Origin of the sequence: Pseudarthrobacter sp. B4EP4b, assembly GCF_006680095.1 — a bacterium.
Taxonomy (GTDB): Bacteria; Actinomycetota; Actinomycetes; order Actinomycetales; family Micrococcaceae; genus Arthrobacter.
Window position 1 is genome coordinate 30,267 of sequence record NZ_VHIJ01000013.1, and the last position, 11,157, is coordinate 41,423.

The following is an 11,157-nucleotide window of genomic DNA, read 5'->3' on the forward strand; positions in this document are numbered from 1 at the left end:
GTGATCACGCGAGCAGATGTTGAGGACGCGGCCCGCCGGACAGCCGGCCTCACCCGATTAACGCCCGTGCTGCAGGCGGATACGGAGGCGTTCGGGGAGGTCTGGTTCAAGTGTGAATTCATGCAGCACACCGGCACCTTCAAAGCCCGCGGCGCGCTGAACCGCATCCTGGCCAGCAAGGAGCGCGGCGAGCTGGATCCGGCCATTGGTGTGGTGGTTGCCTCCGGCGGCAATGCCGGGCTGGCCAATGCCTATGCGGCCGTGCAGCTGGGAGTGCCGGCCACGGTATTCGTTCCGGCCGCTGCCCCGGCCGTGAAGGTTCGCAAACTCGAGGCGATCGGCGCCACCGTGATCCAGGGTGGCGCCGAATATGCCGAAGCATACCAAGCCGCCGTGGAACATGCCCGGCGCACCGGAGCTGTGTACTGCCACGCCTATGACCAGCCCGAGATCGCCGCCGGCGCCGGGACGGTGGGGGCGGAACTGCTGGAGCAGATCGCCGGGGTGGACACCGTGCTGGTGGCAGTGGGCGGAGGCGGACTGATGGCGGGAGTCGCGGCTGCCGTGGAAGGCCATGCCCGGGTAGTGGGTGTGGAGCCCCGGAATGCGCCGACCCTCCAGGCGGCCCTGGCCGCGAAGGAACCCGTTGACGTCGCAGTGTCGGGCGTCGCCGCAGATTCGCTGGGAGCCCGCCGCATCGGCGACATCGGCTTCTCCGTCGCGGTCCGCACCGGCGTCGAAAGCGTCCTGGTGTCCGATGACGAGATCGTCACCGCACGCTCGCTGCTGTGGAACGACTACCGGCTGGTGGTGGAACACGGCGCCGCCGCGGCCTACGCGGCCCTGACCTCAGGCGCCTACGTGCCGGTACCGGGGGAGCGGGTGGCAGTCATTCTGTGCGGTGCAAACACAGACCCGGCCACCCTCTAGGCGGCCGGGTCCGTTCAGCAAAAGGCAAAGCAGAAAAGGCTAGCTGCAGAACTTCTGGTAGGTGCTGCCGGCTTCCTCGTAGCCGGCCTGCAGCTCCGCAATCCTGGCTTCGTCCGGGGTTTCCTTGGCCTGCTCGTCCGTGTACGCAAGGATGGACTCGAGTGCGGGCTTGAGATCGTCGGAGGCAACCTCGTGGATAGGACGGATCTGGTTGGCCAGGCGGTTCATGCCCGTTTTGCCGGCGTTGTTGGCCGGGTTGGACACTACGCTCTGGATCCGCTCGCACGTTTGCGCGGTGGTGAGCTGGTTCGAGGCGGTGCAGGCCGTGGCGGAGAAAACGAGTCCGGCGGCGATCAAGGCTGTGGCGAGTTTCTTCATGGGTCCCTCAGTAGTTGATTGAGGTTTCGATTGTAAGCAGAACCCGGAGGTGAATGCCGGTCCGGGTGCCTTGCCCCCTTCCTTATGAAGGGGGCACCAGCTTCTGGCGGGGCTTCACGCCGGTGCTTAAACTGGCAGCACCATCGTGCGGAGCTGCCGCTGATTGGCCCCGCGCATTAATCCACATCGAGGAAGCATCATGCGCCGAACAGTACAACGCCGTACAGCCGTGGGATTCACCGCCCTTCTGGCACTGTTCTTACCCTTTGCCCTGCCGGCAGCGGCCTCCGCATCCAGCAGCGACGACGTCATAGTGCTCGACGGCGCCACCTCCGCCGAGGGTATCGCGGCCGGGGAGGGGACTACTTTCTATGCCGGGGACCTGAACACTGGCGATATCTACCGCGGCGACATCCATGACAGCAAGGCCAAGCGTTTCATTAACGTGCCGGACGGTCGGATGGCCGTCGGGATGAAAGCGGATGTCAGCAACGACCTGCTCTTTGTGGCCGGCGGCGCCACCGGCAAGGCGTATGTCTACAACACCGAAACCCGCAAGACCGTAAAGCAATACGATCTAGGCTCCGGCTTCATCAACGACGTCACCCTTACAGAAGACGGCGCCTGGTTCACCAACTCTGCTTCACCGGAACTCTATTTCGTTCCTGTGGGCGACTGCGGCGAGCTGGGAGACTCCGACGACGTGAAGACCCTGAAGGTGAGCGGCAGAGCAGCCAAACCCCTGAAGGAAGGCGAATTCGGATTCAACGGCATCGCCAGCGCCGAGGACGGGGATACGCTCATAGTCGCGCACACTGCGCAGCAGGCGCTTTACACTGTGGATCCCGAGACGGGAAAGAGCCACAAGATCGACGGACCGGACCTGGAGTTCATCGACGGCATCCTGGTTAAGGGCCACACCCTGTGGGCGGTCCAGAACATGGCCAATCAGATCAGCCGCCTCGAGCTTTCCCGGGACCTGGAGTCCTTCAAGGTTGAAGACGTGATCAAGAGCAAGCACTTCGACATCCCCACAACGGTGGCCAAGTTTGGGGACACCCTCGCAGCCGTCAACGCGAAATTCGGACAGCAGGCAACCGAATATGACGTGGTCCTGGTCCCGGCGTGGGACTAGGTTAACCCAACCGGCTGGCAGCAGGCGTTCCCAAACGCGGGTTCACAACGCCTGCTGCCAGCCAGTTTTATGTCCGGACCTGTGAGCGAGGAAACGGTCCGGGCGGGGGAAAGGTCCGCAGCTAGATGGTCCGCGTGGCCTTGGCCAGGTTGTCCTTCAGCTCCTGGGCATTCTGCCGCACCACGTAGGCGGGCCGGTCCCGCTCCACGCGCCAGCTGTCCTCCAGGAGCCCGATGTTCACGCTGTCGAAACCGAACTCGTCGTACAGGCTTGACACCAGTTCGGCGGCTTCCGGGTAGTCGCTGGCCGTTGCCAGGGCCCGCCGGTTCTCCGTGCCGGTCGGGGTTCCATCCGTGGTGATCTGGGACGCCATGATGTGGTTGAAGCCCTTGGCCACCTTGGATTCCGGCAGGTGCTCCTGGAGCAGCCCCGAGGTGGTGGCTTCCCCGTTGTCCAGTTCCGGGATGCGGCCGTCCCGCTCCCAGTAGTAGTTGTTGGTGTCGATCACGATCTTGCCCGCCAGGGGCTCCACCGGGACGTCCTTGTAGTTCTTCAGCGGCACGGTGACCACGGCGAAATCGCCTGCCGCTGCAGCCTCCGCAGCGGTGGCTGCCCGCGCCTTGGGGCCAAGCTCCGCGACGAGGCCCGCCAGCGTCTCGGGCCCGCGTGAGTTGCTGATGACTACGTCGTAGCCCAGCTCCACCGCCTTCCGGGCAACTGCGCTTCCAATATGTCCTGCACCGATGATTCCGATTGTTGTCATACCGGCGCCAACAGCGGCTCCTCCGCAGATATTTCAGCGGACCTCGCGGAATAAATAGCGTCGGAAAAGCGTACGACGGCGGCCTGCCGCCTTCTGCACGCGGCGGCAGGCCGCCGTCCTGCTTCCCCTTTACGCCGTCATCCAGAGGCTGTTCGTAACGAGGGAAAGGCACAAATTCGCCCATTAAGTAACGGAAAAGCCTTGACCTCTCTTGCGGCCCGCTGATAAACCTAAAGGGCAGAAAGCGCTTTCCCTCCTGCTTCCCAACGCCCGAACCGCCCAGAAAGGTTCGTCCGCGACGAGGAGTGAAACGTTACAACTGTCGTGCGGCAGACTCAGCTGCCGACGCATCAAAGGAGATGTTCTTTTGGTTTTTCCCTCGAAATGTTCCCGCACATCCCGGGCCGGCCGTGCCTGGAAAGCAGTCCCGGTTGCAGCCGCGGCATCACTGACTGCGGCCGCACTCGCCTTTACCGGCGTCCCGCTGGCACAGGCGAACCCCGGCACCGCTCCCGGGCAGGCCGGTACAGAGCTCAAGCGCCAGGTGGAGAACCTGGACCGTGCACCGGTCGCCGTGCTGACGGACCAGGGCGTCACCCTGGGCTGGCGCATGCTGGGCCTGGACAAGGACAGCGTTGGCTTCCATGTGATCCGCGACGGCGTCCAGCTCACCGACGAGCCCATCCGGGACACCACCACCTACGTTGACCCGGCGGGTACCGCGGCGTCGAAGTACGTCATCAAAACCGTGGGCAACGGCAACTTGCAGGACAAGCTCAGCGCCGAATTCACGCCGCTGGCCCAGAACTACCTGGCCATCAAGCTGGACAAGCCGGCCGACGGCGTTACTCCCGCCGGGCAGGCCTACAGCTACACAGCCAATGACGCGAGCGTCGCTGACCTTGATGGCGACGGCACCTACGAGATCATCCAGCTTTGGAACCCCACTAACGCCCAGGACAACTCGAAGTCCGGCTACACGGGCAACGTGTACGTTGACGCCTACAAGATGGACGGCACCAGGCTGTGGCGCATCGACCTGGGCCGCAACATCCGCGCCGGCGCCCACTACACCCAGGTCCTTGCCTACGACTTCGACGGTGACGGCAAGGCTGAGGTGTCCATGAAGACGGCGGACGGCACCACGGACGGGGCCGGAACCGTGATCGGCGATGCTGCGGCGGACTACCGGAACAGCGCCGGCTATGTCCTGTCCGGTCCGGAATTCCTCACCGTATTCAACGGCGCCACCGGCACCATCATGGACACCGTTCCCTACGATCCGCCACGCGGCAGCGTCTCTGCCTGGGGTGACGGCTACGGCAACCGCGTGGACCGCTTCCTGGCAGGCGTCGCCTACCTGGACGGCGAGCACCCGTCCATGATGTTCAGCCGCGGCTACTACACCCGCGCCGTCCTGGTCACCTACGACCTGGTAAACGGCAAGCTGGTGAAGCGCTGGACGTTCGACTCAGATATCGCCGGCGCCCAGTACAAGGGCCAGGGCAACCACAACCTCTCCGTGGCGGACGTGGACCAGGACGGCAAGGACGAGTTTGTGTTCGGCTCCATGGCCATCGACGACGACGGCAAGCCGCTGTACAACACCAAGCTCGGCCACGGCGACGCCATCCACACCAGCGACCTGGATCCGTCCCGCCCTGGCCTGGAAACCTTCGCGGTGCACGAGAGCATGAGCCAGAGCGGCAACCGCGGCGCCACCTTCCGCGACGCTGCCACCGGCGAAATCCTCTGGAGCATTCCCGCCACCCGGGACACGGGCCGCGGCGCCGCCGGGGACATCGACCCGCGCTATGCCGGCGCTGAAGGCTGGGCTGTAGGCGGGGACGCTGCCTGGAACTCCCCGGTGGGAGAACTGCGCTCCGCGAAGGGCGAGCTCATCGGGCAGAAGATCCCGGCTGCCAACTTCCTGGCCTGGTGGGACGGTGACCTGCTCCGCGAAATCGTTGACCATGATTTCGATGCCGCAGCCGGTGTTGGAGTCCCCACCATTTCGAAGTGGAACTGGGAAACCGAGACCAGCGACAGGCTCCTGACCGCCACGGGCGCACGGACCAACAACCACACCAAGGGCAACCCGTCCCTGCAGGCGGACCTCCTGGGTGACTGGCGAGAGGAACTGGCGTTCCCGTCGTCGGACAGCACGGAGCTGCGGATCTACACCAGCACCTCGCCCACTGAAGTCCGGCTCCGCACCCTGATGCACGATCCCATGTACCGGACGGGCGTTGCCCGCGAGGCCGTCGCTTACAACCAGCCGCCGCACCCGAGCTTCTTCATCGGCGAGGGCATGCAGACCCCCGCAGCGCCGTCGGTCTTCTACGCCGGCACGGACAAGTAGCAACCGCACGGCAGCAACGGCAAAGCGCCGCCCGCCCCGGGGGAAGGGCGGGCGGCGCTTTGTTGTTCCCGTGAACATCCCGGCCGGCGGGGAACCTCCGACGTCGGGACGTCCTTCAGGCGGTCAGGTTGCGGTCAGTGCTGGCCGAGGTTGCCGCCTACGGGCGGCAGGCCGCCGTCCGGCCGGCGCTCGCTCTCGCGCCGTTCGCCGGCGCTCAGGTTCTCACCCTCAAGCGTCTCGTCCGACTCACCGGTGGTGTCCACCAGGCCGTTGGTCTGGTCGAAGGCGTGGCCGATCCTGTCATCACCCAGGTCCGCCACTGAACCGGTGGAGCCGGCCGCCGACGTTGTGCCTGTAGTTGTGGCGCCTGTTCCCAGGGTGTCTGTTCCCAGGGCGCCCGTTCCCGTGGTGCCGGTGCTTGGGGCATCGGTAGCGGTGGTGTCGGTGGTCAGTGGCGTGACGGTGACGGGCTCCCCGGGGGTCACTGGCGTTACCGTTTCGTCGGCAGCTTCCGTAGTGCCCTTGTTGGTGCCGGCGGCCATTGCTGCAGCCGCGCCTGCTGCCGCTGCCAGGCCCACGCCTGCAGCTACCTTGCCGGATACGCCGGCCTTGCCCGAATCGCCGCGCGATCCTGCCGCATCCTCGACACCCGGCGTGCCGACGGGCGCTCCGGAGCTGACACTGCCGCGCCACGCGCCGCTGGCATAGCCCTCGTCCTCGATGAATTCCTTGAACCGCTGCAGGTCTGCCTCGGCCTGGCGGTCCACTACGTTGAGCTTGTCGCCCACCTTCTCAATGATTCCTTCGGGCTCGTATTCGAGCGTCAGCTGGATGGAGGTCTGGCCGCCGCCGACGTCCTCGAAGTCCACGGAGCCGGCGTTAGTGGCGCCTTCGGTGGCTGCCCATGCCACTTTGCGGTCCGGGACCTGCTCCAGGATTTTGGCTTCCCATTGCCTGCGGACGCCGCCGATCTCGGCTACCCACTGCAGGCGGTCGTCACTGAGCTGCGTCACGCTCTTGACGCCGCCCATGAAATGCGGGAATTCCTCGAACTGGGTCCACTGGTTGTAAGCGGTGCTCACCGGTACGTTCACCAGAATGCGTTTTTCCACCTTCGTGCTCATAACGTCTCCTTCGCTGTGTCACCGGAAACTGATGATTCCGTAAAAAATCATCAGCATGCTTACCAACATACCTTTTGAGGGCGGAGGTTGCCAGAGCCGGTTCGGGGAGGCAGACGTCAGAAGCCCATCACATCGGAGCCGCCGGGAGTTGGCGGAAGGCCCCTGCTGTGCTCCTCCCTTTGCCGGCGTTCGGCGGCACTGTAGTTCTCGCCGTCGGCCGTTCCGCCCGATTCGCCCTCAAGATCGACCAGGCCGTTGGTCTGGTCGAAGGGGTGCTCAAACCGATAGTCCGGGCGCCGCACGCTTGAAGAATCCGCCGGGATCCGGGCAGCCGTGGAGCGGCCCTGGCGCTCGACAAATTCCTTGAACTGCTTCAGGTCGTGTTCCGCCTGGCGGCCGACGACGTGGAGCAGGTCGCCCACCCGTTCCACCACACCCGCCGGCTTGTATTCAAGGGTCAGAGCCAGCTCTGTCCTGTTGCCGCCGGCATCCTTGAAATCGACCGCGCCGGAGTTGGTAACGCCTTCCAGGGCAGCCCAAGCCACTCGGCGGGCGGGGATCTGCTCAAGGATTTTGGCGTCCCATTCCCGGCGTACCCCGGCGATGTGGGCCACCCACTTCAGGCGGTCATTGCCCACCCGGGTCACGCTGTCCACGCCCGCCATGAAATGCGGGAACTCCTCGAACCGCGTCCACTGGCTGTAGGCGGTGCCCGCCGGTACATCGACCACAATCCGTTTCTCCACTTTCGTGCTCACCATGTCTCCTTTGACTGAACCGAATCCGATGAAGAACTGAGGTCATCAGCAGTTCCAGTCTCCTCCGCCCGGACCCGGCCCACCACCCTGTAAACCACCCCAACTGGGCTGGCCGGAAGGCGCCGGCTATTGATCGCCGGGGGAAGTGGCGTCCGGGGTGTCCGGTCCTTCGGCGGGATCCTGGCTGTGCACCCTGATTTCCGTGGCATCGGCATCGGGATCCCCCTCGGCAGGTGCCTCGGTATGGACCCGCTCATCCTGCAGGGGATTTTCGCTCATGACTGCTCCTGACCGCGCCGGGGGTTTTCGGTACAGATCATTCAGCGCTCCCCGGTGCGGCCTGTCAAGGACCCGCGGCGGCTCTGGCCGGGCGCGGCCTTCTGTGCTGGACTAGGGGTGCAGTGGCACCAAGCGCCGTCCGGCCGCGGGCGGCACCTTTTCCAATCAGAACATGGACGGCCGGCGCTGACCGGCCATTGGAAGGAACACTCATGGCACCGTTCAAGATCGGATACTTCGTGGGGAGCCTCGCTACCGGCTCCATCAACCGGGTCCTCTCCCAGGCATTGATCAAACTGGCTCCCGAGGACCTGGAGTTCACAGAGATTCCCATCAAGGACCTACCCCTGTACAGCTACGACTACGACGCCGATTTTCCGCCCGAAGGCCTTGCCCTCAAAGAGGCCATTGAAGCCTCTGACGGAATCCTGTTCGTGTCCCCGGAGTACAACCGTTCCATTCCTGGCGCCCTCAAAAATGCTATCGACTGGGGCTCCCGGCCGTGGGGGAGCAACTCGTTCGCCCGCAAGCCCACCGGCATCATCGGCGCCTCGGTGGGCAGCATCGGGACCGCGGTGATGCAGTCCTCGTTCCGCAGCGTCCTCAGCTTCCTGGATGCGCCGCAGCTCAACGCCCCGGAGGCCTACATCCATTACAACGCCGAGGTGTTCGGTGAGGGCGGCGAGGTCAAGGACGAAGGGACCGCCAAGTTCCTGCGCCACTACATGGACGAGTACGGCGCGTTTGTTGCCCGCGTCCTGGCCGCGAACGCACCCGGCCACATTGGCGACCTGGAACCGGATGAGGCGAAACTCTCCCGGTAGCAGGGCCACGCAGGTTTACGGATGCCCGCCGTCCCAGCGATGGCGGGCATCCGGGTCTTCAGTCCAGCGGCAGGGTGACCGTCACGCTGGTGCCCCGGCCGGGGGCGGAGGAGATGTCCACGGTGCCGCCGGCCTCATGGACGGCCACGGACATCAGCCGGAGGCCATAACCGTGGTGACGGCCGCACGTGGCGAGCTTGCTGTCAAAGCCCGTGCCGTCGTCGGACACCACCAGGCGGATCCCGTGGTCCACCGCGGCGAGCTGGACATTAAGGTGCGATGCTCCTGAGTACTTGTAGGCGTTGCTGAGAGCCTCGCGTGCCGACTGGTACAGAAGGGACGCGCAGTCCGCGGGAATCTCGATGCCCCAATGGGGGGTGTCCCAGTGGACCGCGGTCCCGTGCTGGCGCAGAGGCACCGTAAGCCGGTCGATGCAGCCGGCAAGCCCCAAAGTGTGGAAGTCGAGCGGATGACTGTCCGTCAGCACTCCCGCTACGGCTGTGACTTCATCAATTACTGCCTTGTGTCCCATGACTTCCTGCTCCCCACAAGCTGGTTGGTCCGTTGCCTCTGTTGGTTCGATGGCTCCAGAGTGGACCTGCAACGTCAATGGTCGGCAAGGTTTCCCGCAAGATCGCATCAATTCTGCGCGGCGGGTGCGAAAGGGCCCTTTCGGAGGGAACCGGACGGTAAAACCAGCCCTTGTGGGGACGCTGGATGGCTGCCGGCCATGCCGGCAGCCATCGAGGTTAACTTGCGTCCGGCGCCAAAGCGTAGAAGGGCGTGCAGCCCTCCCGGGTTCCGGGGGAGATATCGGAGCGGACCATTGAGGCGCGTTCCAGGGCAGCCAAGTGGTACCTCACGGCGTCCCGCGAGGCAAAGATTCCACTGCTGATGTCCGCCACCTTGCTGGCGCCGTTGCGTGCAAGGTAATCGACGATCATCGACCTGACAGGGCTGCGGCGGTAGGGGGCGTGGAGGGCACTTGCCCGGGTCTGGAGGTTAGTGCTCATTGTGCGCTCCCCTCACCGTACCGAAGCGTGCTCTGGCGTCCCGACCGCCACGTCGGTGGGATGGATGCCTGCGGGAGGCTCCGCCGTCGTGCTGTCCATGGCCTTGCTGTCCGTGGCCGAGGGGGCGCGGTCATGGTTCCGGCCTATGACGGCGGTGGCGATGGCGTTGCCCAGGATGTTGGTGGCGGTGCGGCCCATGTCCAGGAGCTGGTCGATGACCAGCAGGACGCCGATGCCGGCTGCGGGGATACCGAAGGCAGGCACGACGGCGGCCACCACCACGAGTGAGCCGCGCGGCACACCGGCCATTCCTTTGCTGCTGAGCAGGAGCATGGCGGTCATCGCGATCTGCTGGCCAAGGTCCATGTCGATGCCGTAGGCGTTGAGAAGGAAGACCGACGCGAACGTCATGTACATCATGGAACCGTCAACGTTGAACGAGTAGCCGAGGGGCAGGACAAAGCCCGTGGTGCGCTTGGCAATCCCGAACCTGGTGAGGCCGTCGATGAGCTTGGGCAGGGCGGCTTCGCTGCTCGAGGTGGCGAATGCGATCACCATGGGTTCGCGGACGAGGCGGACCAGGCGGAAGGCGGACTTGCCGAGGAAGGCCACGGCAACGGCGATCATCACCACCCAAAGGGCGGACAGTGACAGGTAGAACCCACCGATGAACGAGGCGTACGTGGCAAAGGCATCGAGTCCCTGTGCGGTAAAGGCTGCCGCGATGCCGGCGAAGACGCCTACGGGAGCCGCCTTCATGACGTACCCGGTGACCTTGAGCATCACGCCCATCAGCTCGTCGATCGCGTCGGCGATCGAGGACCGCCCCCGCTTGCGCAAATTCAGCAGGGCAATCCCGAACAGTGCTCCGAACACCAGGATCTGGAGGGGGTTGTTGGCCGTCAGGGCAGCGAAAACGCTAGTGGGAATGATGTGGGTGACGAATTCCGCGTAGTCAAGGGGCTTGGTTTCCATGCCTGCGTCGCCGCCGGGTACCAGGTTCAGGCCATGTCCAACGTTGAGCACATGGGCTGTGATGAAGCCGAAGGCTCCCACCAGGACCGAGGCGGACAGGAACCAGACCATGGAGCGGCCGAAGAGCTTTCCCACGCCGGCGGATTTCGCGGCTCCTGCGATGCCCGAAACCAGGGTGGCGAAGATCAGCGGCGCAATGATCATCTTGATCAGGTTGAGGAACATGTGCGTCACGGTGTCCAGGACCGACACAACGGATCCGCGCGGCCCGTCCGGAAGCAGCCAGTGGAACAGCAGTCCGCTGGCGATTCCGACCACGAGCGCTGCCAGTATCCACATGGTTGATTTGTTCTTCATGCTCAATCCTTTGGTTCAGGCCGGGCTGGCGGCCCGGTAGCGGAACGGTCCTCGTCATCGAGTGCCGTTTTTTGCCCGGCCCGGAATGCAGGCACGTCAATGTGCCCCTGTTCGGGATCGGGTGGGGAGGTTGGGCTGACTGGTGGTTGAGCTTGTGGAAACCGGGGTTGGGTTTGGCTCAACTGCCGGTGGCTATTTGGTGAGGTTGGCGAGGCGTTCGGGGCTGAGGAGTTCCTGGAGTTGGGTGTGGGTGAGGAGT

At 64.7% G+C, this 11,157-nt stretch carries 12 protein-coding genes; 4 read left to right on the top strand and 8 right to left on the bottom strand.

The features are described 5' to 3' along the window. On the top strand, nucleotides 1-930 hold the full coding sequence (locus FNL14_RS05315; protein ID WP_142058251.1) for a threonine/serine dehydratase: 930 nt from the start codon (nucleotides 1-3) through the stop codon (nucleotides 928-930). Nucleotides 931-969: 39 nt separating this feature from the next. Here FNL14_RS05315 and FNL14_RS05320 read toward each other — a convergent pair whose 3' ends face one another. Continuing rightward, on the bottom strand, nucleotides 970-1,308 hold the full coding sequence (locus FNL14_RS05320) for a hypothetical protein (protein WP_142058253.1): 339 nt from the start codon (nucleotides 1,306-1,308) through the stop codon (nucleotides 970-972). Between the two features lie 199 nt (nucleotides 1,309-1,507). Here FNL14_RS05320 and FNL14_RS05325 point away from each other — a divergent pair, with 199 nt between their 5' ends. After that, nucleotides 1,508-2,443: a hypothetical protein gene (locus tag FNL14_RS05325; protein ID WP_142058255.1), complete on the top strand. Its 936-nt coding sequence runs from the start codon at nucleotides 1,508-1,510 to the stop codon at nucleotides 2,441-2,443. Between the two features lie 121 nt (nucleotides 2,444-2,564). Here FNL14_RS05325 and FNL14_RS05330 read toward each other — a convergent pair whose 3' ends face one another. Then, on the bottom strand, nucleotides 2,565-3,206 hold the full coding sequence (locus tag FNL14_RS05330) for an NADPH-dependent F420 reductase (protein WP_142058256.1): 642 nt from the start codon (nucleotides 3,204-3,206) through the stop codon (nucleotides 2,565-2,567). A 367-nt stretch (nucleotides 3,207-3,573) separates the two neighbouring features. On the opposite strand from FNL14_RS05330, the gene FNL14_RS05335 reads away from it, so the two are divergent. After that, nucleotides 3,574-5,568: a rhamnogalacturonan lyase gene (locus FNL14_RS05335; RefSeq protein WP_142058258.1), complete on the top strand. Its 1,995-nt coding sequence runs from the start codon at nucleotides 3,574-3,576 to the stop codon at nucleotides 5,566-5,568. A gap of 134 nt (nucleotides 5,569-5,702) precedes the next feature. On the opposite strand, the gene FNL14_RS05340 is transcribed toward FNL14_RS05335, so the two are convergent. The 3 genes from FNL14_RS05340 to FNL14_RS23225 form a co-directional block, all read right to left on the bottom strand. Beyond that, complete coding sequence (locus FNL14_RS05340) at nucleotides 5,703-6,692, bottom strand: SRPBCC family protein (RefSeq protein WP_142058260.1); 990 nt, start codon at nucleotides 6,690-6,692, stop codon at nucleotides 5,703-5,705. A gap of 116 nt (nucleotides 6,693-6,808) precedes the next feature. Then, nucleotides 6,809-7,450 carry an SRPBCC family protein gene (locus FNL14_RS05345; RefSeq protein WP_142058271.1) on the bottom strand — a complete coding sequence of 214 codons (642 nt, stop codon included), beginning with the start codon at nucleotides 7,448-7,450 and terminating at the stop codon, nucleotides 6,809-6,811. A 126-nt stretch (nucleotides 7,451-7,576) separates the two neighbouring features. Continuing rightward, nucleotides 7,577-7,729, bottom strand: a complete 153-nt coding sequence (locus FNL14_RS23225; protein ID WP_170850903.1) for a hypothetical protein — start codon at nucleotides 7,727-7,729, stop codon at nucleotides 7,577-7,579. 212 nt (nucleotides 7,730-7,941) lie between these two features. Between FNL14_RS23225 and FNL14_RS05350 the strand changes: the two genes are divergently transcribed. Continuing rightward, on the top strand, nucleotides 7,942-8,553 hold the full coding sequence (locus tag FNL14_RS05350) for an NADPH-dependent FMN reductase (RefSeq protein ID WP_142058262.1): 612 nt from the start codon (nucleotides 7,942-7,944) through the stop codon (nucleotides 8,551-8,553). A 58-nt stretch (nucleotides 8,554-8,611) separates the two neighbouring features. Here the strand turns inward: FNL14_RS05350 and FNL14_RS05355 are convergent, their stop codons facing one another. The 3 genes from FNL14_RS05355 to FNL14_RS05365 form a co-directional block, all read right to left on the bottom strand. Further along, nucleotides 8,612-9,085 (bottom strand): sensor histidine kinase, encoded by a 474-nt coding sequence (locus tag FNL14_RS05355; protein ID WP_091424105.1) that lies wholly within the window; start codon nucleotides 9,083-9,085, stop codon nucleotides 8,612-8,614. 217 nt (nucleotides 9,086-9,302) lie between these two features. Further along, nucleotides 9,303-9,566, bottom strand: coding sequence for a winged helix-turn-helix domain-containing protein (locus FNL14_RS05360; RefSeq protein WP_091424108.1), 264 nt, complete (start codon nucleotides 9,564-9,566; stop codon nucleotides 9,303-9,305). A gap of 12 nt (nucleotides 9,567-9,578) precedes the next feature. Next, on the bottom strand, nucleotides 9,579-10,898 hold the full coding sequence (locus FNL14_RS05365) for a dicarboxylate/amino acid:cation symporter (protein WP_255470710.1): 1,320 nt from the start codon (nucleotides 10,896-10,898) through the stop codon (nucleotides 9,579-9,581). Nucleotides 10,899-11,157 lie beyond the last annotated feature (259 nt).

Excerpts from the sequence above, each read along its gene's own strand:
- FNL14_RS05320 (WP_142058253.1), bottom strand. The coding sequence starts at position 1,308 with ATGAAGAAACTCGCCACAGCCTTGATCGCCGCCGGACTCGTTTTCTCC.
- FNL14_RS05325 (WP_142058255.1), top strand. The coding sequence starts at position 1,508 with ATGCGCCGAACAGTACAACGCCGTACAGCCGTGGGATTCACCGCCCTT.
- FNL14_RS05330 (WP_142058256.1), bottom strand. The coding sequence starts at position 3,206 with ATGACAACAATCGGAATCATCGGTGCAGGACATATTGGAAGCGCAGTT.
- FNL14_RS05340 (WP_142058260.1), bottom strand. The coding sequence starts at position 6,692 with ATGAGCACGAAGGTGGAAAAACGCATTCTGGTGAACGTACCGGTGAGC.
- FNL14_RS23225 (WP_170850903.1), bottom strand. The coding sequence starts at position 7,729 with ATGAGCGAAAATCCCCTGCAGGATGAGCGGGTCCATACCGAGGCACCT.
- FNL14_RS05350 (WP_142058262.1), top strand. The coding sequence starts at position 7,942 with ATGGCACCGTTCAAGATCGGATACTTCGTGGGGAGCCTCGCTACCGGC.
- FNL14_RS05355 (WP_091424105.1), bottom strand. The coding sequence starts at position 9,085 with ATGGGACACAAGGCAGTAATTGATGAAGTCACAGCCGTAGCGGGAGTG.
- FNL14_RS05360 (WP_091424108.1), bottom strand. The coding sequence starts at position 9,566 with ATGAGCACTAACCTCCAGACCCGGGCAAGTGCCCTCCACGCCCCCTAC.
- FNL14_RS05365 (WP_255470710.1), bottom strand. The coding sequence starts at position 10,898 with ATGAAGAACAAATCAACCATGTGGATACTGGCAGCGCTCGTGGTCGGA.